This window comes from Pantoea sp. X-Soil-YNGN-844 (genome assembly GCF_059730595.1).
Map to the genome: position 1 here is coordinate 3,641,964 of NZ_AP036007.1, position 26,235 is coordinate 3,668,198.

The following is a 26,235-nucleotide window of genomic DNA, read 5'->3' on the forward strand; positions in this document are numbered from 1 at the left end:
TTATTGATCATCGTCCCAGCCGTCGATCTGCCGCTTTTCGCGCTGCATTTCCCGCTGGAAGATATCTTCCAGTTCACGCCGCGCTTCACGGACACGTGAAGCCTGTGCCGCGCTTTCAGAGAGCGTCGGCACCAGCTCGCGAAGCATCCGCATATCAAGCCGGCGAAAATGCTGCTGAGCGCGATGCGCCTGATGGGGATGCATCCCCAGTGACATCAATGTTTTACGGCCCAGCTCCAGTGCACTCGAGAAGGTCTCACGCGAGAACTGGGTGACGCCTGCCTGCAGGAGCTCATGCGCTTCCACACGGCCCCGGGCGCGCGCCTGAATCTGCAACTGCGGAAAATGCTGCTGACACAGATGCACGATAGTCATCACATCTTCCGGCTCATTACAGGTGATCACAATCGACTGGGCGCTGGCTGCACCGGCAGCACGCAGTAACTCCAGCTCGGTGGCATCACCGTAATAGACTTTGTAACCATATTTGCGCATCAGACTCACCACACTGATGTCCCGTTCCAGCACGGTAATGCGTTTGTTGTTCGCCATCAGCAGGCGACCTATCACCTGTCCGAAGCGACCAAAGCCCACCACAATTACCTGCGGCTGATCATCTTCGACAAAGTGTTTCTCTGCATTTTCGTCCGGCTCATTAAAGCGGCGTGCCAGCAGTCGGTCGATACCCTTCATCAGCAACGGCGTGGTCATCATCGACAGCGTCACCGTCACCAGCAGCATCGGCAGTTGATCGCCTGAGAAGAGCTTTGCCGACGAGGCCGCTGAAAAGAGCACAAAGGCAAACTCGCCGCCCTGACTCAGTACGCCAGCAAACTGCTGGCGCTCGGAACTGCGCAGGCCATAAATGCGCGCCAGCAGATAGAGCACCAGCGTTTTCACCGCCACCAGCGTTACCACGCCCAGCAGGATGGTCACAATATGGGTATAGAGCACTCCGAGGTTGAGTGCCATGCCCACCGAAATAAAGAACAGGCCCAGCAGCAGCCCCTTAAACGGATCGATAGCGACTTCCAGCTCATGCCGGTATTCACTTTCTGCCAGCAGGATCCCGGCAATAAAGGTGCCCAGCGCCATCGACAGGCCCAGCGCATCCATAAACAGCGCCGAACCCAGCACCAGCAGCAGCGACGCCGCGGTAAAGACCTCACGGACACCTGATGCGGCGATATAGCGGAAGATCGGCCGCAGCAGATAACGCCCACCCACCAGCATGCCGGCAAACGCCAGCACTTTCATGCCGACCTTCATCCAGTCGATGTGACCGCTGTCGGTGCCGGCCAGCAGCGGGATCAGCGCCAGCGCCGGGATGACCGCGATATCCTGAAACAGCAGCACCGAAAAGCCCAGTTGTCCGGCTTCGCTGCGGTTCATACCTTTATCCATCATCAGCTGCAGCGCCATGGCGGTCGAAGACATCGCCAGACCAATCCCACCGATAATTGCCGCCTGCCAGCTAAAGTCGGTCAGCCATAATAAGCCGCCCAGAATAGCCGCTGAGAAGATCACCTGCGCCGCGCCGACGCCAAAAATGGAGCGGCGCAGCGCCCACAGCTTTGCCGGGTTCAGCTCCAGCCCGATAATAAACATCAGGAAAACCACGCCAAGCTCAGAGAAGTGAAGAATCTCATCGACGTCGCTGATAAAGCCTAAACCCCACGGACCGATAGCGATACCCGCCACCAGATAGCCCAGAACAGCACCAATACCGAGGCGAGCCGCCACCGGCACAATCAATACCGCCGCGACCAGATAAATCACCCCCGCGGTCAGCAGCGTTTGCCCTTCCATCTATACCCCTCCATTCGGCAGCGGTGCTGCCAGCCAGTCGCCATAGGCGCGGGCATAATTTTTCATTAATTCCGGACTCTGCCGACGCGCCCAGTAGACGATCATCGGCGGCATCCAGTGCATACGGCACATCTGCGCGGTCAGCTCAAAAGGACGCATAATGTCATTGAGCGAATAGCGGTTCAGACCCTGCTGTTTAAAAGCACTTTCCGGTTCTCCGGTCGTCACCACGCTGCGCCAGTACTTGCCTTCGAGTGCATTGCCATCCACACCATTGGCGAAACCGCGTGACAGAACGCGATCCAGCCACTCTTTCAGCAGCGCCGGACAGCTATAGGTATAGAGCGGATGCTGGAAAATGATGACGTCGTGTTCGCGCAGCAGCTGTTGTTCATAGTGAATATCGATAAAAAAATCCGGATAGGCCGCGTACAGATCGTGCACGGTGACGTGTTCCAGTGCCTGAGCCGGCTGCAGCAGGATCCGATTTGCGACCGAATCCTGTGATTCCGGATGAGCATAAAGCAGCAAAACCCTGGGTGGCTGCGACATCCTTTCCCTCCAAAGCGTCGTCATTGGTGCGGTTTTCCGCTACCATGCACGACGCAGCAAAATCTCATTATGTTGCCAGTAAATTAACATATTCTGACGATACGGCGCTTACATGATTGTCTTCTCAGCCTTACAAATTCGCCGCGGCATCCGCGTCCTGCTCGACAATGCCACCGCCACCATCAATCCCGGTCAGAAGGTCGGGCTGGTGGGTAAAAACGGCTGTGGGAAATCCACGCTGCTGTCGCTGTTAAAAGGTGAAATCACCAGCGATGCCGGTACCGTCACGTTCCCCTCTCACTGGGCGCTGGCCTGGGTGAATCAGGAAACCCCCGCGCTGGATAAAGCTGCGCTGGAGTACGTGATTGATGGCGATCGCCAGTTCCGCCAGCTTGAAGCAGAACTGGCGGACGCCAATCTGCGCGACGATGGCAATGCCATCGCGCTGCTGCATGGCAAGCTGGATGCGGTGCAGGCGTGGAGCATTCATGCGCGCGCCTCAAGCCTGCTGCACGGTCTGGGCTTCAGCCAGGAACAGCTGCAGCGTCCGGTCAGCGACTTCTCCGGTGGCTGGCGTATGCGCCTTAATCTGGCCCAGGCGCTGATTTGTCGTTCCGATCTGCTGCTGCTGGATGAACCGACCAACCACCTCGATCTCGATGCGGTGATCTGGCTGGAGCGCTGGCTGAAGAGTTATGAAGGCACGCTGATCCTGATCTCGCACGATCGTGACTTCCTCGATCCGGTCATCGACAAAATTATCCATATCGAACAGGAGTCGATGTTCGAATACACCGGCAACTACAGCTCCTTTGAGCGGCAGCGCGTCGCCAAACTGGCTCAGCAGCAGGCGCTGTATGAAAGCCAGCAGGAGAAAGTGGCGCATTTACACAGCTACATTGATCGCTTCCGTGCGCAGGCCACCAAAGCCAAGCAGGCGCAGAGCCGCATCAAGATGCTGGAGCGCATGGAGATGATCGCACCGGCCCATGTCGACAATCCGTTCAGCTTCACCTTCCGCAAGCCGGAGAACCTGCCTAATCCGCTGATGAAGATGGAGAAGGTGACCGCGGGCTATGGCGACCGTATCATTCTCGACGCCATCAAGCTTAACCTGGTTCCGGGATCGCGCATCGGCCTGCTGGGACGTAACGGCGCCGGTAAATCGACCCTGATCAAGCTGCTGGCGGGTGAGCTGGAAGCGATGGACGGCAAGATGGGGCTGGCGAAAGGGATCAAGCTCGGTTACTTCGCCCAGCATCAGCTGGAGTACCTGCGGGCTGACGAGTCGCCGCTGCAGCATCTGTCGCGCATTGCGCCTCAGGTGCTTGAACAGCAGCTGCGCGACTATCTGGGCGGCTTCGATTTCCGTGGCGATAAAGTCACTGAAAACACCGAGCGCTTCTCCGGCGGTGAGAAAGCGCGACTGGTGCTGGCCCTGATTGTCTGGCAGCGCCCTAACCTGCTGCTGCTCGATGAACCTACCAACCACCTGGATCTTGATATGCGTCAGGCGCTGACCGAAGCGTTGATCGACTTCGAAGGTGCGCTGGTGGTGGTGTCGCACGACCGTCACCTGCTGCGCGCCACCACCGACGATCTCTATCTGGTGCACGATGGCAAAGTGGATGTGTTTGAGGGCGACCTCGAAGATTATCAGCAGTGGCTGAGCGATCTGCAGAAACAGCAGGCGCAACAGGATGCCGCACCGAAGCAGGATAACGGCAATAGTGCCCAGGCGCGTAAAGATCAGAAGCGCCGCGATGCCGAACTGCGCACCCAGACGCAACCACTGCGCAAAGAGATCGAGAAGCTGGAAAAGCAGATGAGCAAATGGCAGAGCCAGCTGGCCGATGCCGAAACACAGCTCTCAGACAGTGCGATTTATGATCCGAGCCGTAAAGCGGACCTGACCACCGCGCTGCAGCGTCAGGCGGAGAGTAAATCTGCGCTGGAAGAGGTTGAGATGGCGTGGCTGGAAGCCCAGGAACAGCTCGAACAGATGATGGCTTCATAAATAAACTCTCCCCGCTCGCGGGGAGATTTTTTTAACGCGGTTTATCGCCCAGCACCGTTGCCCGCTGCATGATGCGCCGGGCGGGATAGTAGTCGGCATTGGCATAATGCTGCGTCACCCGATTATCCCAGATAGCCAGATCGTCTGGCTGCCAGCGCCAGCGCACCTGAAACTCCGGTTTGGTAGCATGCGCAAACAGGAAGCCCAGCAGCGCATCGCTCTCCTTCTCGCTTAAATCCACAATCCGCGTGGTAAAGCCCTCGTTCACAAACAGCGCTTTTTTACCGCTGACCGGATGCGTGCGGATCACCGGATGCTGCACCGGTGGATGCTTCGCCACCGCCTGCTGCCAGCGCTGATGCTCCTCTCTGGTTTTGCAGTACTTATATTCCTGGAATGACTTTTTGAAATCATGCTCGGCACTCAGGCCTGCCAGCAACTGCTTAAAAGGCTCAGAGAGCGCTTCGTAGGCCGCAATGCCGCTGGTCCAGAGCGTATCACCGCCCGCCTCCGGTAACACTTTTGAGGCCAGCAAAGCGATAGCCGGTGGCGTGTCGATAAAGGTGACGTCGGTGTGCCAGTTGTCGTTATCCGGCGGATTATCCTGATGCGTATCCAGCACGATAATCTCCTCAACGCCTTCTGCGTGGGGATAGACCGGATGGATATGCAGGTCGCCAAAGCGGATCGCCAGGGCACGATGCTGTTCCGGCGTAATTTTCTGGTCACGCAGAAACAGCACCTGGTGGCGCAGCAGGCCATGGTAAAGCTGTTCAAACTGCGCATCACTTAATGGCCGGGAGACATCCAGGTTTGAAACCTGCGCGCCGATATAGGGGCCAAGCGGGGTAAAACTGATACGTTCATTCATGACTGTTCTCCACTCCAGGGCGTCAGACGGCGCTGCAACGCGCGGAGCCCGAGTTCTAAACTAAAAGCGATAAAGGCGATCACTGCGATACCCGCCAGCACCACATCGGTGGCGAGAAACTCTCCCGCTGACTGCACCATAAAACCGAGACCCCGCGTGGCGGCAATCAGCTCCGCCGCCACCAGCGTTGACCAGCCCACTCCCAGACCAATGCGCAGACCGGTCAGAATCTCCGGCAGCGCGCCCGGCAGGATCACCCAGCGCAGCAGCTGCCAGCGGTTAGCCCCCAACGAGCGAGCGGCGCGAATCCGTACCTGCTGCGTGTTACGCACCCCGGCCAGGGTAGAGAGCGTCACGGGCGCGAAGATCGCCAGGTAGATCAGCAGGATTTTCGAGGTCTCACCAATGCCGAACCAGATCACCATCAGCGGCAGATAGGCGAGTGGCGGAATCGGGCGATAAATTTCAATCAGCGGATCGAGCAGGCCGCGAGCTACCGGGCTGAGGCCCATCAGAATCCCCACCGGAATACCGATAGCGGCAGCAGCCGTCAGCGCGATCAGCATCCGCGTCAGGCTGGCGGCCAGATGCTGCCACAGCGTGGCATCCATAAAGCCCTGCGCGCTGGCAATCACCAGCAGCTTGCTGAACACCTGCTGCGGCGACGGCAGAAACAGCGGAGCAATCAGGCCCAGCGCGGTGACGCCCCACCAGAGCAGTAACAGCAGAGAGAGGCTCAGCACGCTCAGCGTAAAGGCGGTTGAAAACGGCCAGCGCAGCCGACGGCGCACCGGCAGAGACTTATCGTGGATTAACGCGCTCATGCAAACGCCTCCCGCTGATCAAATACCCGGCTCAGCACATATTCGCGCTGGGCGATAAACTGCGGATCGGATTTGATGCTGCGGCACGACTCTCCCGCAGCAAAACGGCGGCCAAATTCGGGCCGTAGCCGCTCCACGATACGGCCCGGTCCTGGCGACAGCAGAATCAGTTCGCTGGCGAGGAAAATCGCCTCTTCTATATCGTGTGTAATCAGCAGGATCTGTTTACCGCTGTCGCGCCACAGCGTCAGCAGCAGTGTCTGCATCTGCTCACGGGTAAAAGCATCCAGTGCGCCAAACGGCTCATCCAGCAGCAGCAGTTGCGGATCGGTGGCCAGCGCACGGGCAATACCTACCCGTTGACGCTGACCGCCGGACAACTGCCAGATGGCGCGCTTTTCCGCCCCTTCCAGCCCGACCTGCCTGATGAGTTTCTGCGCTATGGCCTCACGTGCCTGGCGCGGCATCCCCGCCAGCTGCAGGCCAAAGGCGACGTTATCCAGCACGTTGCGCCACGGCAGTAACCCTTCATTCTGAAACACCACGCCGCGCTCCGCGGCTGGCCCGGTCACCGGCTGGTTATCCAGCGTGATGCTGCCCGACTCCACCGGCAGGAATCCGGCGACCAGATTAAGCAGCGTGGTTTTGCCACAGCCGGAGGGGCCGAGCACGACCAGCAGTTCCTGGCTATCCAGTTGCAGATTGATATCCTGCAACACTGGCTGTCCGGCATAACGGGCATTAAGGTGAGCGATGCGCAGCATGGTGCCTCCTTACGGTTTAACTAATGGCTCGACGAAGCGGGAGGTCACGTAACTGCTGTAGTCGTTATCTGCCTGCGGCACCCGGCCCTGCGCTTTCAGGAACTGCGCGGTATCGACGATCGCCTTATTGACCGGCTTGCCCAGCTGCTCAACCTGCTGCTGGGCCGTCAGGTAGGTATTGCCCTTCACCAGACCCGGCACCTGCGCTTCCGGCACGCCGCTCAGGCGTGAGAGTTTGCTGAGGTTATCAGGCTGCTTCAGCCAGCTGTCGGGACTGTTAAGGTAGGCCTGCTGCGCATCGATCGCGCTGCGGGCAAAGGCGGTCACGATCTCCGGGTGCTGTTCGGCAAAATCTTTGCGGACTACCCAGACATCCAGCGTCGGTGAACCCCAGCTCCCCACTTCCGCAGAGTCGGTTAACACCTTGCCCTCTTTCTCCAGCTCATTGACTGCGGGCGCCCAGACATAGGCACCATCAATGTCACCACGCTGCCAGGCCGCGATAATTGCTGGCGGCTGCAGGTTTACCAGCTGAACCTGCGACGGCTTGATGCCCCAGTGTTTGAGTGCAGCCAGCAGGCTGTAGTGAGTAGTAGAGATGAACGGCACCGCGATGCGTTTGCCGACGAGATCTTTAGGAGAGGTAATGGTCTTTTTTACCACCAGCGCTTCAGAGTTGCCCAGCTGAGAGGCGAGTAAAAACGCTTCAATTGGCAGTTTCTGCGCTGCTGCGACCGCTAACGGACTGGAACCGATGTTGCCAATCTGGACGTCGCCGGACGCCAGTGCGCGTAAGACGCCTGCACCGCTGTCAAACTTACGCCAGTCAACGCTGGCCCCGCTCTCTTTCGCAAAACTGTTGTCAGCCTGCGCCACTTTCGCGGGTTCGGCTGAGGTCTGGTACGCCACGGTGACATTGACCGCATCTGCCCGAAACGCCAGCAGTGCCAGCGCTGCGGCTAAAAAAGTTAAACGTGTTGCTGCCATGATCATTACCCCGCCGTTTTTATAGTGGAGGTAGTGTCTGCGGCCGCTATAGTTTCATAAAGGAATTAAAAATTATCCCTAATAGAAATAAGTTCTTAGATCACTATCTGCAAAACTAAGTTAAAAATCGCAAATGCTGAAAATAGCTAAAGTAAGCAAAAATGTCAGGCGCTCACATTATCCCTGTGCTATTGATATGCGTTCCCAATTATTGCCTGTTAAGGTCTCTGTATCCGATGTCGATCGAGAAAGTCGCTCAGCTGGCTGGCGTCTCCAAAGCCACGGTATCGCGGGTTCTTAACGCGCATCCCGGTGTAAAGCCCGATACGCGTGAGAAAGTTCTGGCGGCAATCTCTGCCTGCGACTATCAGCCCAATCTGCTGGCGCGTCAGCTGCGTACGGCGCAAAGCAACATGCTGCTGGTGCTGATCTCGGATATCACGAATCCCTTCTGTTCACGCGTGGTTCAGGGCATTGAGGCCGAAGCGGAACTGCATGGCTATCATATCCTGCTCTGTAACTCCGCCTCGCAGCTTCAGCGCGAAGCCGCCTATCTTAGTCTGCTGACCGGCAAAGTGGTGGATGGCGTGATTACCATGGATGCGGCCTCCGGCTTACAGGATTTGCAGGCGCTGATCGCCGGAGCTCCCTGGGTGCAGTGCTGTGAATTTAATCCCGATATTCCCGCCTCCTCGGTCAGCATTGATCACCTTGAAGCCGCGCGCGACACCGTCCATTACCTCGCCGGTAAAGGGCGTAAACGCATCGGGCTGGTCAATGGCGACATGCGCTATCTCTACTCGCATCATCGTGAAAAAGGCTACCGACAGGCGATTGAGGAGCTGGGGTATGCGTGGTCCGGCGTCTCTTATACCTATGAAATCTCTCCTGAAGCAGGCAGCCAGGGGCTGAGGGAGTTGATGGCGCTGCCGGAACCGCCGGATGCAGTGTTTGCGGTATCAGATGTACTGGCGGTGGGCGTCGTGCATGCGGCGCTGGAAGCAGGTCTGCGCGTGCCGGAAGATCTGGCGGTCGTCGGGTTTGATGGCGTGCCGTTTACCCGCAGCCTGAATCCACCGCTGACCACCATTGAGCAGCCGATGAATCAGCTCGGCGCGCGCAGCGTGCAGCTGCTGCTGCAGAAGATCCGCAATCCGAATGCGCCGGTCATCCGTGAGGTGCTGCCCTGGACGCGCGTTGAACGCGCATCCAGTTGACTCAGTGCCAGATTAATAGCACGCAGGCCGCAGTCAGCAGCCCCATAGCCAGGTTAAAGATTTTCCAGGCGCGACGGCTGCGCAGAATGCGGCCGATCATCGCGCCAAATGCCATCCAGATCGCGCCTGACACCAGATTGACCAGAAACATGCCGACGCTTATCGCCATCACTGAATGACGATATGCATCACCCGCCAGACTGAAGCTGGCGACCGCGCCCAGCGCCATCAGCCAGGCCTTAGGATTGATAAGCTGCAGCAACCCACCCTGCCAGAACGGCATCGGCGCATCCGGTGCCTGATCGGTTTCCAGCTTTTCATAGCTGGACGTCGCTATCTTCCACGCCAGCCAGAGCAGATAGAGGCTACCCGCGATCTTCAGCACCAGGTGCAGCGACGGATAGAGCAGGATCAGACCGCCAACGCCAAAGGCCACCATCAGCAGCATCACCTGCATGCCGATCATGATGCCGATCATCAGCGGAATGGTGCGCAGAAAGCCAAAATTAGCGCCTGAGGCGGTGAGTAACATATTATTAGGCCCGGGCGTAATCGCCGCGACCCAAAGAAAGCCCAACATTGATAAGAAAAGACTCAGTTCCATGGCAATCGGGTACTCCTTACCCTTGCAAGAAAAAACTTATCGAAGCTAACAGTGTGATATGGAACAGACAAGCTTTTACCACATGAAATTTACCGGACCGGAAAACGAGCAATTCACGCCGCCTGACAGCCTGCGTAACGCGCACCTGCAGACGATGCTGCCGCGCCTGTTACGTCGCCGTGTCACGTTCGTTCCTCACTGGCAGCGACTCGATCTGCCGGATGGCGACTTCGTTGATCTCGCCTGGAGCGAAGATCCACAACTGGCGCAGCATAAACCGCGCGTCGTGCTGTTTCATGGGCTGGAGGGCAGCTTTCACAGCCCCTACATTCATGGCCTGATGAACATCTGCCGTGCGCGCGGCTGGCTGGCAGTGGTGATGCATTTTCGCGGCTGCAGCGGCGAACCTAACCGGCTCAATCGCATCTATCACTCCGGCGAAACGGAAGATGCCCGCTTTTTCCTGCACTGGCTGCGTACCCGCTGGGGCCAGGTGCCGACCGTCGCCATCGGTTTTTCGCTGGGCGGCAATATGCTGGGCTGCCTGCTGGGCCAGCAGGGCGCAGCTGCCGAAGTGGATGCAGGCGTCATTGTCTCCGCCCCGCTGCTGCTTGAGCCGTGTAGCGTAAAACTGGAACGCGGCTTCTCACGCTTCTATCAATACTATTTGCTGGCGCAACTGAAGAAAAATGCCCGCCGTAAACTGCACGCCTGGCCGGACACGCTGCCGGTCAATCTGGCGCAGCTAAAAGCACTGCGGCGACTGCGCGATTTTGATGATGCGATTACCGCCCGTGCCCACGGTTTTGTCGATGCAGCCGATTACTATCATCGTGCCAGCGCCATGCCCTGGCTGAAGCACGCAGAGAAACCGCTGCTGATCATCCACGCCAAAGACGATCCCTTTATGAGTGATGAGGTGATCCCGCACAGCAGCCAATTATCTGCCACTATTACTTATCAACTGACACCACACGGCGGCCACGTCGGTTTTGTCGGCGGGACATTACGCCAGCCCGAAATGTGGCTGGAACAGCGCATCCCGCAGTGGATCGCCCCTTTTCTGGATAACTGATCTCGTGATTATTCCCTGGCAACAAGTCTCTCCTGAGACCCTTGAAAATCTGATTGAAACCTTTGTGCTGCGTGAAGGCACTGACTATGGCGAGCATGAACGCAGCCTGCTGGACAAGGTGGCTGATGTGCGACGCCAGTTGGAAACCGGTGAAGTAGTGCTGGTGTGGTCGGAACTGCATGAATCGGTCAATATCATGCCGCGCAAAGAATTTCGTGGCTGATGCACCCGGCACCCTTTCATGATAACAATGCTCATCGTCCGACCTCACAGGGAGCTTTTCTATGTCTGCACGTCATCCCATTATCGCGGTGACCGGTTCCAGCGGCGCAGGAACCACTACCACCAGCCTGGCATTCCGCAAAATCTTTCAGCAGCTTGACCTGCATGCGGCGGAGCTTGAAGGTGACAGCTTTCACCGCTTTACCCGCCCGGAAATGGATATGGCGATTCGTAAGGCGCGCGACCTGGGACGTCATGTCAGCTACTTCGGCCCGGAAGCCAATGACTTTGGTCTGCTGGAGCAGAGCTTTAAAGAGTACGGTCACAGCGGGCAGGGGCAGTCGCGTAAATATCTGCACACTTACGATGAGGCGGTGCCGTGGAACCAGGTGCCCGGCACCTTTACGCCCTGGCAGCCGCTACCGCAGAACACCGATATTCTTTTTTATGAAGGATTGCATGGCGGTGTGGTGACGGCGCAGCACAACGTGGCGGAACAGGTCGATCTGCTGGTGGGCGTGGTACCGATTGTTAACCTGGAGTGGATTCAGAAGCTGGTACGCGACACCGGCGAGCGCGGTCATTCACGTGAAGCAGTGATGGATTCCGTGGTGCGCTCAATGGAAGATTACATCAACTTCATCACGCCCCAGTTTTCACGCACCCATATCAACTTTCAACGCGTTCCAACCATCGATACTTCCAACCCGTTCGCAGCCCGCGCCATTCCGTCACTGGATGAGAGCTTTGTGGTGATCCACTTCCAGGCACTGGAAGATATCGACCTCCCCTACCTGCTGGCGATGCTGCAGGGCTCGTTTATCTCGCACATCAATACGCTGGTGGTGCCTGGCGGCAAAATGGGTCTGGCCATGGAGCTGATCATGGGGCCGCTGGTGAAACGGCTGATGGAAGGTAAACGGATAGAGTAAGAGTTCAGAAATGGTTTCTTCAAACCTATAACAAAGCCAAAGCACGGTAAATCTGACAGCAACACGAAAGCTCAACACGCAGGGAACCGGGTCAGAAGAGGAAAGCGTCCCGCGCCAGGACGGCGCGGGAAGAGCATGCCATGGATGGCGGATTTTGCGTCTTTCCGATCTGACCCGGTTCTCTGCGCCGGCACAGTCTTAAAGCAACCTGCATCAGACACTGGCAGTGAAGTTAGCAGGTCTGGGATAACCCTTGCGACTGTTACAGCTCAACCACTTCATAGCTATGCGTCATCGTCACACCTTTACCCAGCATGATGGCCACCGAGCAATATTTTTCAGCCGAAAGATCCACCGCGCGTGAGACCGCTTTATCCTGGAGCGCTTTGCCACTCACGATAAAATGCAGGTTGATGTGCGTAAAGATTCGCGGCGCCTCTTCACGACGTTCTGAGGTCAGTTTTACTTCACAATCAGCCACATCGTTGCGGCCTTTTTGCAGAATTGAAACCACATCAATCGCGCTGCATCCACCCGCCGCCATCAGCACCATCTCCATTGGGCTGGGCGCTTTATCACCCGAATTGCCATCCATCAGTATCTGATGGCCGGATGAGGATTCTCCGAGGAATGTCAGCCCTTCTACCCATTTCACTCTTGCCTGCATGATTTTTGCTCCGGAATACGCTGTTTTGTCGCCAGAGTACGCTTTCACCTGGTAAACAGCAATCCAGAGAAATCCGCCCGTAGCTGAAGCGAGACAACAGAAGACAGTCGGCAAAAGCTGTGCTACAAACAGTGCTGAAAATATTTTTCGTCACCCGATGGCGAAGCCGGGAAGAATGATGCGCACTGCGCCTGATGCGGCCCGAATAATTTCCTGAAAAGGAAACGCTTGAAGCTTTCACCGCCTGACAGGGAAAACTGCCCCCTGTATTTTGGGCACGATTACAACAGAGGATAATAGCGAATGGTTCTCGGCAAACCGCAAACAGACCCTACACTCGAATGGTTCCTGTCCCATTGCCATATTCACAAGTATCCATCCAAAAGTACGCTGATTCACCAAGGTGAAAAAGCAGAAACGCTTTACTACATCGTGAAAGGTTCCGTCGCGGTTCTGATTAAAGATGAAGAAGGCAAAGAGATGATTCTTTCCTACCTGAATCAGGGCGATTTTATTGGTGAGCTTGGCCTGTTCGAAGAAGGTCAGGAGCGCAGCGCCTGGGTACGTGCGAAAAGCGCGTGCGAAGTGGCGGAGATTTCTTACAAGAAATTCCGTCAGCTGATCCAGGTTAACCCCGACATCCTGATGCGACTCTCCTCGCAGATGGCGCGTCGCCTGCAGGTCACGTCTGAAAAAGTGGGTAACCTCGCTTTCCTCGACGTCACCGGACGCATTGCACAGACTCTGCTTAACCTGGCGAAGCAGCCAGATGCCATGACGCATCCCGACGGCATGCAAATTAAAATCACTCGTCAGGAAATTGGCCAGATTGTGGGTTGTTCACGTGAAACCGTGGGCCGTATTCTGAAGATGCTGGAAGATCAGAACCTGATCTCCGCACACGGCAAAACCATCGTCGTTTACGGCACCCGCTAATTCCTGTCATCCACGGCGTGATGGCAACATCACGCCGTTATTGTTTGTGTTGGGCCGATGTGGCGTCGAATCATTTACCATCCTGAAGTTAACTACGCCTTGCGGCAAACGCTGGTGCTCTGTCTGCCGGTGGCACTGGGCTGGCTGGCTGGCGACCTGCAAAAAGGTCTGCTGTTCTCGTTAGTGCCCGCCTGCTGCAATATCGCCGGTCTGGATACCCCGCATAAACGCTTCTTCAAACGTCTGATTGTGGGCGGCAGCCTGTTTGCCCTCGGCAGCTTTCTGATTCAGTGGCTCACTCTGCATGCGATTCCACTGCCGCTGATCCTCTTCGCTATGCCTTTGCTGCTTGGCGTCACCGGTGAGATTAGCCCGCTGCATGGCCGTCTGCTGCCCGGCACCCTTATTGCCGCGATCTTTACACTCAGCCTGATTGGCCGCATGCCCATCTATGTCACTCCGCTGCTCTATATCGGCGGCACGCTCTGGTATGGGGTATTTAACTGGTTCTGGTTCTGGCTGTGGAAAGAGCAGCCGATGCGTGAGAGCCTGAGCCTGATCTACCGCGAGCTGGCCAACTACTGCGACGCCAAATATACCCTGCTGACGCAGCTGACCGATCCCGAAAAAGCGCTGCCGCCGCTGCTGGCTCACCAGCAGAAAGTGGTCGATCTGATCAACACCTGTTATCAGCAGATGCACATGCTGTCGGCCAGCCGCGATCACAGCCATAAGCGGCTGACGCGCGCTTTCCAGGTGGCACTCGATCTGCAGGAGCATATCTCGGTCAGCCTGCACCGCCCGGAAGAGGTGCAAAAGCTGGTGGAGCAGAGCCATGCTGAAGCGGTGATCCGTTGGAATGCCAAAACCATCTCGGCCCGGCTGCGGGTACTGGCGGATAACATCCTTTATCACCAGTTACCCGACCGCTTTGCGATGGATAAACAGCTCGGCGCGCTGGAGAAAATTGCTCATCAGCATCCCGATAATCCGGTGGGTAACTTCTGCCTTTATCACTTCAACCGCATTGCGCGCGTGCTGCGCACCCAGAAGCCGCTTTACCAGCGCGATCTGATGGCAGACCGCCAGCGCCGCCTGCCGCTGTTACCGGCGCTGCGCAGCTATCTCTCGTTTCGCTCGTCGGCGCTGCGCACGGCAGGTCGCTTTGCGGTGATGCTGATGCTGGGCAGCGCGCTGGCGCTGTTCTTCAACATCCCTAAACCCTACTGGATCCTGATGACCATTATGTTCGTCAGCCAGAACGGCTACAGCGCCACCCGCGTCCGTATCCAGCACCGGGCGCTGGGCACCTTTGCAGGACTGGTGATTGCGGCTGCCACGCTGCGGCTGGCGGTGCCGGAGTCACTGGTACTGATGATCATGCTGGCGATCACCTTTATCAGCTATCGCTTTACCCGCCAGTTCTATGGCTGGTCGATGATTGGCTTTACGGTTACGGCGGTTTACTCACTGCAACTGCTGTCACTGAATGGCGCGCAGTTTCTGCTGCCGCGACTGATGGATACGCTGATGGGTTGTCTGATCGCCTTTGGTGGGATGCTGTGGCTGTGGCCGCAGTGGCAGAGCGGCTTATTGCGGCAGAACGCCCACGACGCGCTGGAAACCTATCAGGATGCGCTGCGGCTCTTGCTGGGCGATGAACAGTCGTCAGAGAAACTGGCTTATCAGCGCGTGAAAGTGAATCAGGCACACAATGCGCTGTTTAACTCACTGAATCAGGCGATGCAGGAACCGGCATTCAACGCCCGCTATCTGAGTGATATGCGGCTCTGGGTCACCCACAGTCAGTTTATCGTCGAGCATATCAATGCGATAACGATTCTGGCGCGCGAGCACACGATGCTGACCGCCTCGCTGGCTCAACGCTATCTGCAATCCTGCGAAATTGCGCTGCAGCGGTGTCAGCAGCGGCTGGAATATGATGGTGAAAGCTCACAGGTGAATCTGCTGGATGACCTGGAGAACATCAGTGAGGGACCGATCACGGTGGTGGAACAGCATGTGCGGCGCATTCTCGATCACCTGAGCGTGATGTACACCATTTCATCGCTGGCGTGGAACCAGCGACCGCAACATGGCCGCTGGCTAATCAGACGCTTACGCAAAAACTAAGCTAGCCGTTGAGCACTTTGCCGACGGCGGTGGCGAAGCGGCTCATGCCCTCTTCAATGTCAGCAGGCTCGATGATCAGCGACGGGGCAAAGCGCATCACGTCGGTGCCGGCCACCAGCACCATCACCCCTTCAGCGGCAGCTGCATTCAGGATGTCGCGCGACCTGCCGGCATGCTGAGGTTTCAGCGCCGCGCCAATCAGCAGACCTTTGCCGCGAATGTCACTGAACAGGTCATACTTCGCGTCGATGGCCTGCAGCGCCGTGACAAAGTGCTGACGACGCATCTCCACGCCCGCCAGCACCTCCGGCGTATTAATAATATCCAGCGCGGTTTCAGCAATGGCACAGGCCAGCGGGTTGCCGCCATAGGTGGTGCCATGCACGCCCGGTGCCATGGTTGAGGCGATCTCGTTAGTGGTCAGCATGGCGCTCACCGGGAAACCGCCGCCCAGCGCTTTGGCTGAGGTCAGAATATCGGGCTGGACGCCATAATGCTCATAGGCGAACAGTTTGCCGCTACGTCCCATACCGCTCTGCACTTCGTCCAGTACCAGCAGCGCCTGATGCTGATCGCAAAGTGCACGCAGTCCCTGCATAAATTCCTGCGTCGCGGGCATGACGCCGCCCTCACCCTGAATCGGTTCAACCACAATGGCACAGGTGTGATCGTCGATTACCGCTTTCACGGCGTCCAGGTCATTGAACGGCACGTGGACAATATCCGCCGGTTTCGGGCCGAATCCATCAGAATATTTTGGCTGGCCGCCGACCGTAACGGTAAACAGCGTCCGGCCATGAAAAGCGTTATGAAACGCGATGATCTTACTTTTGAACGGGCTATGACGTTTGCAGGCGTAGTAACGCGCCAGCTTAAACGCAGCTTCATTCGCTTCGGCACCGGAGTTGGCGAAGAAGACGCGATCGGCAAAGGTCGCCTGAATGAGCTTACTGGCGAGACGCAGTGCCGGTTCGTTGGTAAAGACATTGCTGGTGTGCCACAGCGTTTCGCCCTGGCTTTTCAGTGTTTCCACCAGCGCAGGATGGCAGTGTCCAAGTGCGGTAACGGCAATACCACCCGAGAAGTCGATATACTCTTTGCCCTGTTGATCCCATACGCGACTGCCCTTGCCTTTTACCGGCACAAACTGCGCAGGTGCATAAACAGGCAAAATAACGTTATCGAACGTCTCCCGCGTGACCGCAATTTTTTCCGCTGCCATTAGTGACCCCATTTGAATGATTATTGTGCAACATTGAAATAATAATCACAAAATATGCATAAAAAATCACTCAAAGGCAACTTATTGCGCAAGGAAATTGCGCAGCAGCTGATGTCCCTGCTCGCTGAGAATGCTCTCGGGATGGAACTGCACGCCTTCCAGCGCCAGGGTTTTATGGCGGAATCCCATAATTTCGTCAGGCTCGCCGTCACGCACCGTCCAGGCCGTCACCTCGAACGCATCGGGCAGGGAATCGCGCTGCACAATCAGCGAGTGGTAGCGGGTAACGGTAAGGGGATTATTGAGATTTCGGAACACACCCTGGCCGGTGTGCTGAATCGCGGAGGTTTTGCCGTGCATCACCTGACGCGCCCGCACCACCTTCGCGCCATAGGCCTGCGCAATCGCCTGATGGCCCAGGCAGACACCCAGCACCGGCACGTTACCGGCGAAATGCCGAATCGCCGCCAGCGAGATGCCCGACTCTGACGGCGTGCAGGGGCCAGGGGAGATGACCAGATGGGTCAGCGGTAACGCTGCCATCTGCTCCAGGGTGATGGCATCATTGCGCACCACCTGAACCTGCGCGCCCAGCTCGCAGAAGTATTGATAAAGATTCCAGGTAAAGGAGTCGTAATTGTCGATAAGCAGCAGCATGACGCGTCCAGAATGATAAACCGCGCCGCTATTCTACGCGGTTAAGCCGCCTCACTCACCACTTTCGCAAACACCTGCTCCAGCGGAGTCAGGTCTCCGGCTACACCCGCCTGATTAGCGGTTTTCCAGCTCTCCGCGTCCGTCTCTTCCCACGACAGCAGATAACCGGCATGCAGCGCCAGCTGTTCAAAGAAAATCCGCTGCGCGCGGCCATTTCCATGACGGAAAGGATGCAGCATATTAATTTCGCAGTAGTAATGGGCGATGCGCTGGATAAACGCGTCACGCGGCAGCTCAGCGAGTCCTTTTTCCTCTTCCAGCGCAGCCATCAGCGCGTTACCTTCCTTTTCGATATATTCAAAATGGCAGAACGGCGTCTCATCACGCCAGATATCGATGGTGCGCAGTTCGCCGGCCCAGCTGTAAATGTCCTGGAACAGCGTGCGGTGGATCTGGCGCAGGTAAGGCAATCCGGGATTACGCGGCCCCAGTTCCAGCGTGGCGGCACGCGCTGCACTGAAGCTCAGCTCCGCCTTGCGCAGTTGCGCGGCGTCATGAATGTCGGCCAGATTTTTCAGCACCGTGTCATGCTGCCACAGGTAAGGATCCTGGGTCACAGCGGTATTAGAGTCCATATTGCCTCCTCAGTGACGCCAGGCGTGCAGCCGCATCTTCACTGTTCAGGCTGGTTTCATTCGGCGCAAAGCCTTCCAGCTTACAGCTGGCCTGATAGCTGGCGCTACGCCGCTGTTGCCACAGAGTGACCTTCTGTTTTTCGGTGAGTTTGTTCGCCATACCGCCTCCTGCTCAGGTTTTTGCCCTAAGTATAAGAGCAAATTCTGGCTTTGCCGGAAGCGGCAGGCGGTCGCCATCCGCAGATGGCGACAAAAAGCGTTAAGGCAGGACTTTAGCGGAGAGGATAACTACCGGTTTGGATGGCACATTCTGGTATGGACCCACATCTTTGGTCGGAACCTGAGAAATTTTTTCAACCACATCCTGACCTTTCACAATCTTACCAAATACGGCATAGCCGAAATCGCGCTGGCCGTGGTCGAGGAAGGCATTATCCGCAACGTTGAGGAAGAACTGGCTGGTGGCACTGTCTTTATCGGCAGTACGCGCCATAGAGATGGTACCGCGCAGGTTACGCAGTCCATTGTCCGCTTCGTTTTTAATTGGCGCGTTGGTCTGCTTCTGCTGCATATCCGTGGTGAAGCCACCACCCTGCACCATGAAGCCCGGGATCACGCGATGAAAAATGGTGTTGTTGTAAAAACCGTTGTTGACGTAATCAACAAAGTTTTTCACAGAAACCGGCGCTTTCTGGTTATTCAGTTCGAGTTCGATATTGCCGGCGGAGGTGGTGAGCAGAACGTGGGTGTCACCTTTTGCGGCCAGCGCCTGGGCGGAAACGGAAGAGAGCGCTAACAGGGTGATGGCCGCTGTTAAAGTACGTTTAAACATGAAAGATTCCTTACCTGGGAGAGCGGGCACAAAAACGTGATTGATTGTAAAGAGACTCTATTCCATGAGCCAGCGTTTTACCTATATTTACGCTGTTGCGGCAAAAGCGCTGAGCAAACGTTAAACAACCGTAATTACGTGATTAAAATCACACAACACATGAAATATGGATCTGTAGTTTCACTGCTTGTTTATTAAGATCACAGTTCCGTTTACACTTTCTGACACTTTTTGGCACTCGGTTCTCAACAGGTTCAGAACATGACAAACCGTAATCGTATTGGCCTTACCTGGATAAGCTTCTTCTCCTACGCGCTGACCGGCGCGCTGGTGATCGTTACCGGCATGGTAATGGGCGATATCGCAAAAGATTTCCAGATCCCTATCTCCAGCATGAGTAACACCTTCACCTTCCTCAACAGCGGCATCCTGGCGGCGGTCTTCCTGAACGCCTGGCTGATGGTGATTGTGCCACTGAAGCGCCAGCTGATTTTCGGCTTCGTCCTGATGGTGCTGGCGATAATCGGGCTGATGACCAGCCGCGATCTGACCATCTTCTCGCTCTGTATGTTTGTGCTGGGCGTGGTCAGCGGCATCACCATGTCGATCGGCACCTTCCTGATCACTCACATGTATGAAGGCCGTCAGCGTGGTTCACGTCTGCTGTTTACCGACTCCTTCTTCAGCATGGCGGGCACGCTGTTTCCGGTGCTGGCAGGCATTCTGCTGGCGCGTCAGCTGCCGTGGTACTGGGTCTACGTCTGCATCGGCGTTATCTACGTCGCCATCTTCGTCATGACGCTGTTTGTGGAGTTCCCGGTGCTGCGTAAGCCTGAGAACAGCCCGACCGTTGAGAAAGAGAAATGGGGTGTGGGCGTGCTGCTGCTGGCTGTCGCGGCACTCTGCTACATTCTGGGCCAGCTCGGTTTTATCTCCTGGGTGCCGGAATATGCCACCAAAGTTATGGGCATGAACATCAATGACGCCGGACAACTGGTGGGCAGCTTCTGGACGGCGTATATGGTCGGTATGTGGGCCTTCAGCTTCCTGCTGCGCTTCTTCGATCTGCAACGCATTCTGATGGTGCTGGCGGGTCTGGCTACGGTGCTGATGTATTGGTTCGTCAGCAGCAGCGATGCCGGCATGCTGAAATGGATCATCATGATTCTGGGCTTCAGCTCAAGTGCTATCTATACCACCATCATCACTCTCGGCTCGCTCCAGACCAAAGTGGCGTCACCGAAGCTGGTAAACTTCATTCTGACGTGCGGCACCGTCGGCACCATGTTGACCTTTGTGGTCACGGCGCCTATCGTTGAGAAAAGTGGTGTGCATACCGCACTGGCGACGGCGAATGCGCTTTACGCCGTGGTATTTGTGATGTGTGCCCTGCTCGGCTTTGTCAGCCGTCATCGTACTCACGGTCACGTCACGCATTAATCCTTCAGGGCGGCGAGCGATCGCCGCCCTGCTCGTTAACGTCGGAAATCTACGCGCTCCCGTTCCCGCCAGTAAATCTCACTTTCTGCAGGCTTCGTCTCCGCCACCACCACGCCACGACGCACTGAATAGCGCACCGGGACCTGCCTTCTTACCGCATCAAAACCGCTCTCTGCTGGCAATATAATCAGACTGGCCTCGTTGCCGCTCTGAATGCCATAGCCTGCAAGCTGCATCGTTTTCGCGCTGTTATGCGTAATCAGATCCAGACCCGCATCAATCTGCTCATAGCCCATCAGCTGACAGACATGTAATCCCATATGCAGCACCTGCAGCATGTTGGCGGTGCCCAGCGGATACCAGGGATCAAACACATCGTCGTGGCCAAAGCAGACGTTGATCTCTGCCTCCAGCATCTCTTTTACCCGCGTAATGCCGCGCCGCTTAGGATAGGTGTCGAAGCGGCCCTGCAGGTGAATATTGACCAGCGGATTGGCGACAAAGTTAATGCCCGACAGCTTAAGCAGCCGGAACAGCCGTGAGGCGTACGCGCCATTGTAAGAGTGCATCGCGGTGGTATGACTGGCCGTCACGCGTGCGCCGTTGCCGTCGCGATGTGCCAGCGCCGCCACGGTTTCCACAAAGCGCGACTGTTCATCATCGATCTCATCGCAGTGAACATCGATCAGCCGATCATAGCGGTCAGCCAGCGCAAAGGTTTTATGCAGCGACTCGACGCCATATTCGCGGGTGAATTCATAGTGCGGAATCGCGCCGACCACATCCGCGCCCAGCCGCAGGGCTTCTTCCAGCAACACTTCGCCGTTGGGATAAGAGAGAATGCCCTCCTGGGGAAACGCCACAATCTGGATGGTGATCCAGGGTGCCATCTCCGCTTTCAGCTCCAGCATCGCTTTCAGCGCCGTCAGTGACGGATCAGATACGTCAACATGGGTGCGCACAAACTGAATGCCGTTGGCGATCTGCCACTTCAGCGTCTGCAACGCCCGCTGTTTCACATCTTCGTGGCTGAGCAGCGCCTTTCGCTCGGCCCAGCGCTCAATTCCTTCAAACAGCGTTCCGGACTGATTCCATGCCGGTTCACCCGCCGTCTGGGTGGTATCCAGATGAATATGCGGCTCAATAAAGGGCGCGCAGGCTAAGCCGCCCTCGCCGTCCAGCGATTGCTCCACCGGAGAAGGCTGCTGCGGCTGGGCTGAAATTCGGGCTATTTTTCCGTCGGCGATTTCGATTTGCCACAATCCTTCGCGCCAGGGTAAACGCACGTTATTGATCCACTGAGGTGACAGCATGGCTGATTCCTTATCCGATTAACCTGTGTGATTAAAACTAACACGATTCATACCACCCGCGGCAATGCAGGATATTCAGCAGGTTAGCCCTGACGGGTAAACTTAATTAAAATCAATCATATACCTCTTAATGGGTATATGGGGTCGTGGTTGATGTATATCAATAAGCGCCAGAAAGGGCGCGCTATTGTAGCCGCAGATATCGCAAATTTGAGGCAAAAATGAGCAAGCACAATGTCGTCGTTATCGGTAACGGCATGGTCGGCCACCGCTTCATAGAAGAGTTACTTGAGAAAGCGGAACCCGACCAGTTTTCGCTGACCGTCTTTTGTGAAGAACCCCGCGTCGCCTACGACCGTGTCCACCTGTCCGCTTACTTCTCCCACCACACCGCCGAAGAGCTGTCGCTGGTTCGTGAAGGGTATTACGACAAACATCAGGTCAATCTGCTGCTAGGCGAGCGCGCCATCACCATTAACCGTAATGAGAAGCTCATCCACTCCAGCACCGGTCGCGCGGTTCACTACGATACGCTGATTTTTGCCACCGGTTCTTACCCGTGGATCCCGCCGATTAACGGTGCCGAAGGCAGCGACTGCTTTGTCTACCGCACCATCGAAGATCTCAATGCCATTGAAGCCTGCTCGCGCCGCAGCAAACGCGGTGCGGTGATTGGCGGCGGCCTGCTGGGACTGGAAGCCGCGGGCGCACTGAAAAATCTGGGTATTGAAACCCACGTCATTGAATTTGCGCCGGTACTGATGGCAGAACAGCTCGATCAGCAAGGCGGGGAACAGCTGCGTCGCAAGATTGAGCAGATGGGCGTGCGGGTCCACACCAGCAAAAACACCCAGCAGATAGTGCATCATGAGCACGGCGGTAAAACGCTGCAGTTCGCCGACGGCAGTGCGCTGGAAGTCGATTTCATTGTCTTCTCAACCGGCATCCGCCCGCAGGACAAACTGGCAAAACAGTGTGGATTAACCCTGGGTCCGCGCGGCGGCATCGCCATTGATGACCAGTGCCGCACCAGCGATCCCGCCATTTACGCCATCGGTGAGTGCGCCGCCTGGCAGAATCGCGTCTATGGCCTTGTGGCGCCGGGTTACAAAATGGCGCAGGTCGCCAGCGATCAGCTGCTGGGCCGCGATAATGCGTTTACCGGCGCGGACATGAGCGCCAAACTCAAGCTGCTGGGTGTCGATGTCGGCGGCATTGGCGATGCGCGCGGCACCACGCCAGGTGCACGCTGCGTGGTCTGGCTGGATGAAAGCAAATCGGTCTACAAACGTCTGATTATCAGCGAAGATCAGAAAACCCTGCTGGGTGCGGTGCTGGTGGGCGACACCAGTGATTATGGCAACCTGCTGCAGCTGGTGCTGAATGGTATTCCGCTGCCGGATAACCCGGAAGCGCTGATTCTGCCTGCGGGCAGCGGAGACAAACCGGCCATCGGCGTCGATTCCCTGCCTGACAGCGCGCAAATCTGCTCCTGCTTCGACGTCAGCAAAGGCGACATCATCAGGGCGGTTCAGGGTGGCTGTCATACCGTGGCCGCGCTGAAAAGCAGTACCCGCGCAGGCACCGGCTGCGGCGGTTGTATCCCCCTGATTACCCAGGTACTTAACAGTGAACTCAGTCGTCAGGGTATCGAGGTCAATAACCACCTATGTGCCCACTTCGCCTGGTCACGTCAGGAGTTGTATCACCTGATTCAGGTTGAAGAGATTAAAACCTTTGATGAGCTGCTGGCCCGCTATGGTCAGGGTTACGGCTGTGAAATATGCAAGCCCGCGGTTGGCTCCCTGCTCGCTTCCTGCTGGAACGAATACGTACTCAAGCCGCAGCACGCGCCGTTGCAGGACAGCAACGACCTCTATCTGGGCAATATCCAGAAAGATGGCACCTATTCGGTCATCCCGCGCTCGCCCGGCGGTGAAATTACACCACAGGGACTGAAAGTGATTGGCGAGATCGCCGAACGCTACCAGCTCTACACCAAAATCACCGGCTCGCAGCGCATCGGCTTGTTTGGCGCGCAGAAAGACGATCTGCCCGCTATCTGGTCACAGCTGATCGAGGCCGGATTTGAAACCGGTCAGGCTTATGCCAAGGCGTTGCGTATGGCGAAAACCTGCGTCGGCAGCGCCTGGTGCCGTTACGGCGTGGGCGACAGCCTCGGCTTCGGCGTCATGCTCGAGAACCGCTATAAAGGCATCCGTACACCGCACAAGATGAAGTTTGGTGTCTCTGGCTGCACCCGTGAATGCGCAGAGGCCCAGGGCAAAGATGTCGGCATTATCGCCACCGAAAAAGGCTGGAACCTCTACGTCTGCGGCAACGGCGGCATGAAACCGCGTCATGGCGACCTGCTGGCGGCAGATCTCGATCAGCAGACGCTGGTCAGCTATCTCGACCGCTTCATGATGTTCTATATCCGCACCGCCGATCGCCTGCAGCGCACCTCGCTGTGGCTGGAGAGTCTGGAAGGTGGCATCGACTATCTGCGTAGCGTGATCGTGGATGACAAACTCGGCCTTAACAGCCAGATGGAACAGCAGCTCGCCGCGCTGCGTGCCAGCGTTCGCTGTGAATGGCAGGCGACGCTGGAAGATGAGAGCCAGCTGACGCACTTTGCCCACTTTATCAACTCGCCGCAGCGCGATCCTGCTGTGCAGCGGGTGGCAGAGCGCGATCAGCATCGCCCGGCGCGCCCCGAAGAACGCATTGCCGTGACCCTGATTGAGGAGACCGAATTATGAGCCAGTGGAATCCGGTGTGCCCGCTGACGCAGATTCTGCCCGCCACGGGCGTCTGCGCGCTGGTCAAAGGTCAGCAGGTGGCTATCTTCCGCCCGTGCGACGATGAGCAGCTTTATGCCATCAGCAATATCGACCCGTTTGCCGACGCCAGCGTGCTATCACGCGGCATTATCGCCGAACATCAGGATGCGCTGTGGGTGGCCAGCCCGCTGAAGAAACAGCATTTTCGCCTCAGCGATGGCTACTGCATGGAGGATGATACGCGCTCCGTGGCGGCCTGGCCGGTGCGGGTCAATGCCGGACAGGTTGAAGTCTGCCTGTAACGCCTGTCAACAGCCCGCCTTAGCGGGCTTTTTTAAGGACCTCTGATGGACTACTTCCCCTTGTTCTGCCGCCTGCAGGGCCGACGCTGTCTGCTGGTCGGCGCGGGTGACGTGGCGGAGCGAAAAGCGCGCCTGCTGCTGGAGGCCGGTGCCGATCTGTGGGTCGGTGCCCCCGATTTCTCCCCCACTTTCCTGCAATGGGCGCAGCAGAAAGCTGTTACGCTGCTGCCAGGGCATTTCGATCCCGCGTGGCTGACCGGCTGCTGGCTGGTGGTCGCCGCCACCAGTGATAACGCGGTCAATCAGCAGGTGGCAGACGCAGCTGAAAAACAGCAGATCTTCTGTAATCTGGTCGATGCGCCGCAGCAGGCCAGCGCCATTATGCCGTCGATCATCGACCGCTCGCCGCTGATGGTCGCCGTCTCTTCCGGGGGACGCGCGCCGGTGCTGGCACGGCTGCTGCGGGAGAAGCTGGAGGCGATGCTGCCGCAGCATCTGGGTCAGCTGGCGCAGCGGGCGGGCGGCCTGCGTGCACGAGTGAAAAAGCAATTCGGCTCCCTCAATGCCCGCCGCCACTTCTGGGAGCGCTTCTTTCACAGCGAGCGGCTGGCCCAGACGCTGGCTAACGGCGACGGTGAACGCGCGGATCAGATTACCGACGCGCTTTTTAGCGCAGATATCTCTAGTCAGGGTGACGTGGCGCTGGTCGGTGCCGGTCCGGGCGATGCCGGATTGCTCACACTCAAAGGCCTGCAGCTGATCCAGCAGGCCGACGTCATCGTCTATGACCGGTTGGTCTCCGATGAGATTTTGAATCTGGTGCGCCGCGATGCCGAACGCATCTTTGTCGGTAAACGCGCCGGACATCACTGCGTGCCGCAGGATGCGATCAACCAGTTGCTCTGCGAACAGGCGCTGCGCGGCAAACGCGTGGTGCGGCTGAAGGGCGGCGATCCCTTTATCTTTGGTCGCGGCGGTGAAGAGCTGGAAGCGCTGGCACAGCTGAAAATTCCGTTTAGCGTGGTGCCGGGCATCACCGCGGCATCGGGCTGTGCGGCCTACAGCGGTATTCCCCTGACCCATCGCAATCATGCGCAGAGCGTCAGGCTGGTTACCGGGCATCTGCAGAAATCCGGTACGCTCGCCTGGCAGACGCTGGCGGCGGAACAGCAGACGCTGGTTTTTTATATGGGGCTGGCGCAGGCCGGAGAAATTCAGCAGCAGCTGATAAAACATGGAATGCGCAGCGATATGCCGGTGGCGCTGGTGGAAAACGGCACCAGCACGCGTCAGCGCGTGGTTACCGGAACACTGAATGAGCTGGAAGCGTTAGCCGGTCAGGTGAGCAGTCCCAGCCTGATGATCATCGGCAGCGTGGTGAGTCTGCGCGACAGCCTGCGCTGGTTCTGAATGGGCAAATAAAAACGGCGGGCACAATGCC

General features: G+C 57.1%; 25 protein-coding genes. 11 read left to right on the forward strand and 14 right to left on the reverse strand.

Translation table 11 applies throughout. The features are described 5' to 3' along the window. Both kefB and kefG read right to left on the reverse strand, forming a co-directional pair. Complete coding sequence (gene kefB, locus AC6I8C_RS16980; RefSeq protein WP_013359253.1) at positions 1-1,809, reverse strand: glutathione-regulated potassium-efflux system protein KefB; 1,809 nt, start codon at positions 1,807-1,809, stop codon at positions 1-3. After that, entirely contained in the window at positions 1,810-2,361 is a 552-nt protein-coding gene (gene kefG / locus AC6I8C_RS16985; protein WP_497823100.1) for a glutathione-regulated potassium-efflux system ancillary protein KefG, read from the reverse strand. It lies immediately after the preceding gene. A 112-nt stretch (positions 2,362-2,473) separates the two neighbouring features. On the opposite strand from kefG, the gene AC6I8C_RS16990 reads away from it, so the two are divergent. Continuing rightward, the gene (locus AC6I8C_RS16990; RefSeq protein WP_497823101.1) at positions 2,474-4,378 is read left to right on the forward strand and encodes an ABC transporter ATP-binding protein; all 1,905 of its coding nucleotides are present in this window, start codon (positions 2,474-2,476) and stop codon (positions 4,376-4,378) included. Between the two features lie 31 nt (positions 4,379-4,409). Here AC6I8C_RS16990 and tauD read toward each other — a convergent pair whose 3' ends face one another. The 4 genes from tauD to tauA are packed head-to-tail and all read right to left on the reverse strand — an operon-like array spanning position 4,410 to position 7,824. After that, on the reverse strand, positions 4,410-5,249 hold the full coding sequence (gene tauD, locus AC6I8C_RS16995) for a taurine dioxygenase (RefSeq protein WP_497823102.1): 840 nt from the start codon (positions 5,247-5,249) through the stop codon (positions 4,410-4,412). Next, on the reverse strand, positions 5,246-6,073 hold the full coding sequence (gene tauC / locus AC6I8C_RS17000) for a taurine ABC transporter permease TauC (protein ID WP_013359257.1): 828 nt from the start codon (positions 6,071-6,073) through the stop codon (positions 5,246-5,248). Before tauC ends, tauD begins: the two co-directional genes overlap by 4 nt. Then, positions 6,070-6,837 (reverse strand): taurine ABC transporter ATP-binding subunit, encoded by a 768-nt coding sequence (tauB, locus tag AC6I8C_RS17005; RefSeq protein WP_497823103.1) that lies wholly within the window; start codon positions 6,835-6,837, stop codon positions 6,070-6,072. The genes tauC and tauB overlap by 4 nt, the downstream gene beginning before the upstream one ends. A gap of 9 nt (positions 6,838-6,846) precedes the next feature. Further along, positions 6,847-7,824: a taurine ABC transporter substrate-binding protein gene (gene tauA, locus AC6I8C_RS17010; RefSeq protein WP_497823104.1), complete on the reverse strand. Its 978-nt coding sequence runs from the start codon at positions 7,822-7,824 to the stop codon at positions 6,847-6,849. 236 nt (positions 7,825-8,060) lie between these two features. On the opposite strand from tauA, the gene AC6I8C_RS17015 reads away from it, so the two are divergent. After that, positions 8,061-9,041, forward strand: coding sequence for a LacI family DNA-binding transcriptional regulator (locus AC6I8C_RS17015; RefSeq protein ID WP_013359260.1), 981 nt, complete (start codon positions 8,061-8,063; stop codon positions 9,039-9,041). 1 nt (position 9,042) lies between these two features. On the opposite strand, the gene AC6I8C_RS17020 is transcribed toward AC6I8C_RS17015, so the two are convergent. Continuing rightward, entirely contained in the window at positions 9,043-9,645 is a 603-nt protein-coding gene (locus AC6I8C_RS17020) for a LysE family translocator (RefSeq protein ID WP_013359261.1), read from the reverse strand. Between the two features lie 58 nt (positions 9,646-9,703). On the opposite strand from AC6I8C_RS17020, the gene AC6I8C_RS17025 reads away from it, so the two are divergent. From AC6I8C_RS17025 to AC6I8C_RS17035, 3 genes are all read left to right on the forward strand, one after another. Continuing rightward, positions 9,704-10,720, forward strand: coding sequence for a hydrolase (locus tag AC6I8C_RS17025; protein ID WP_013359262.1), 1,017 nt, complete (start codon positions 9,704-9,706; stop codon positions 10,718-10,720). Between the two features lie 4 nt (positions 10,721-10,724). Next, the gene (locus AC6I8C_RS17030) at positions 10,725-10,943 is read left to right on the forward strand and encodes a YheU family protein (RefSeq protein WP_013359263.1); all 219 of its coding nucleotides are present in this window, start codon (positions 10,725-10,727) and stop codon (positions 10,941-10,943) included. A 61-nt stretch (positions 10,944-11,004) separates the two neighbouring features. After that, complete coding sequence (locus AC6I8C_RS17035; RefSeq protein ID WP_497823105.1) at positions 11,005-11,874, forward strand: phosphoribulokinase; 870 nt, start codon at positions 11,005-11,007, stop codon at positions 11,872-11,874. Between the two features lie 262 nt (positions 11,875-12,136). On the opposite strand, the gene AC6I8C_RS17040 is transcribed toward AC6I8C_RS17035, so the two are convergent. Then, positions 12,137-12,541 (reverse strand): OsmC family protein, encoded by a 405-nt coding sequence (locus AC6I8C_RS17040; protein ID WP_283546924.1) that lies wholly within the window; start codon positions 12,539-12,541, stop codon positions 12,137-12,139. Positions 12,542-12,844: 303 nt separating this feature from the next. On the opposite strand from AC6I8C_RS17040, the gene crp reads away from it, so the two are divergent. Continuing rightward, positions 12,845-13,477, forward strand: a complete 633-nt coding sequence (gene crp / locus AC6I8C_RS17045; RefSeq protein ID WP_003852956.1) for a cAMP-activated global transcriptional regulator CRP — start codon at positions 12,845-12,847, stop codon at positions 13,475-13,477. A gap of 57 nt (positions 13,478-13,534) precedes the next feature. Then, on the forward strand, positions 13,535-15,610 hold the full coding sequence (locus tag AC6I8C_RS17050) for a YccS/YhfK family putative transporter (protein ID WP_497823106.1): 2,076 nt from the start codon (positions 13,535-13,537) through the stop codon (positions 15,608-15,610). Position 15,611: 1 nt separating this feature from the next. On the opposite strand, the gene argD is transcribed toward AC6I8C_RS17050, so the two are convergent. From argD to ppiA, 5 genes are all read right to left on the reverse strand, one after another. After that, entirely contained in the window at positions 15,612-16,832 is a 1,221-nt protein-coding gene (gene argD, locus AC6I8C_RS17055) for a bifunctional acetylornithine/succinyldiaminopimelate transaminase (protein ID WP_222924915.1), read from the reverse strand. Between the two features lie 81 nt (positions 16,833-16,913). Further along, complete coding sequence (locus tag AC6I8C_RS17060) at positions 16,914-17,489, reverse strand: aminodeoxychorismate/anthranilate synthase component II (RefSeq protein WP_033784151.1); 576 nt, start codon at positions 17,487-17,489, stop codon at positions 16,914-16,916. A gap of 41 nt (positions 17,490-17,530) precedes the next feature. Then, positions 17,531-18,124, reverse strand: coding sequence for a putative adenosine monophosphate-protein transferase Fic (locus AC6I8C_RS17065; protein ID WP_497823107.1), 594 nt, complete (start codon positions 18,122-18,124; stop codon positions 17,531-17,533). Further along, positions 18,114-18,284 carry a YhfG family protein gene (locus tag AC6I8C_RS17070; protein ID WP_013359270.1) on the reverse strand — a complete coding sequence of 57 codons (171 nt, stop codon included), beginning with the start codon at positions 18,282-18,284 and terminating at the stop codon, positions 18,114-18,116. The genes AC6I8C_RS17065 and AC6I8C_RS17070 overlap by 11 nt, the downstream gene beginning before the upstream one ends. A gap of 99 nt (positions 18,285-18,383) precedes the next feature. Further along, positions 18,384-18,956, reverse strand: a complete 573-nt coding sequence (ppiA, locus tag AC6I8C_RS17075) for a peptidylprolyl isomerase A (protein ID WP_003852970.1) — start codon at positions 18,954-18,956, stop codon at positions 18,384-18,386. Positions 18,957-19,217: 261 nt separating this feature from the next. Here ppiA and tsgA point away from each other — a divergent pair, with 261 nt between their 5' ends. Beyond that, positions 19,218-20,396: an MFS transporter TsgA gene (tsgA, locus tag AC6I8C_RS17080; RefSeq protein ID WP_033734170.1), complete on the forward strand. Its 1,179-nt coding sequence runs from the start codon at positions 19,218-19,220 to the stop codon at positions 20,394-20,396. 35 nt (positions 20,397-20,431) lie between these two features. Here tsgA and AC6I8C_RS17085 read toward each other — a convergent pair whose 3' ends face one another. Beyond that, a complete protein-coding gene (locus tag AC6I8C_RS17085; RefSeq protein WP_497823108.1) occupies positions 20,432-21,709 on the reverse strand; it encodes a cytosine deaminase in 1,278 nt (425 codons plus the stop codon). 221 nt (positions 21,710-21,930) lie between these two features. Here AC6I8C_RS17085 and nirB point away from each other — a divergent pair, with 221 nt between their 5' ends. The 3 genes from nirB to cysG are packed head-to-tail and all read left to right on the forward strand — an operon-like array spanning position 21,931 to position 26,204. Continuing rightward, positions 21,931-24,471 (forward strand): nitrite reductase large subunit NirB, encoded by a 2,541-nt coding sequence (nirB, locus tag AC6I8C_RS17090; RefSeq protein WP_497823109.1) that lies wholly within the window; start codon positions 21,931-21,933, stop codon positions 24,469-24,471. After that, positions 24,468-24,794: a nitrite reductase small subunit NirD gene (gene nirD / locus AC6I8C_RS17095; RefSeq protein WP_497823110.1), complete on the forward strand. Its 327-nt coding sequence runs from the start codon at positions 24,468-24,470 to the stop codon at positions 24,792-24,794. Before nirB ends, nirD begins: the two co-directional genes overlap by 4 nt. Before the next feature lie 45 nt (positions 24,795-24,839). Beyond that, a complete protein-coding gene (cysG, locus tag AC6I8C_RS17100) occupies positions 24,840-26,204 on the forward strand; it encodes a siroheme synthase CysG (RefSeq protein WP_497823111.1) in 1,365 nt (454 codons plus the stop codon). The last annotated feature ends 31 nt before the right edge of the window (positions 26,205-26,235 follow it).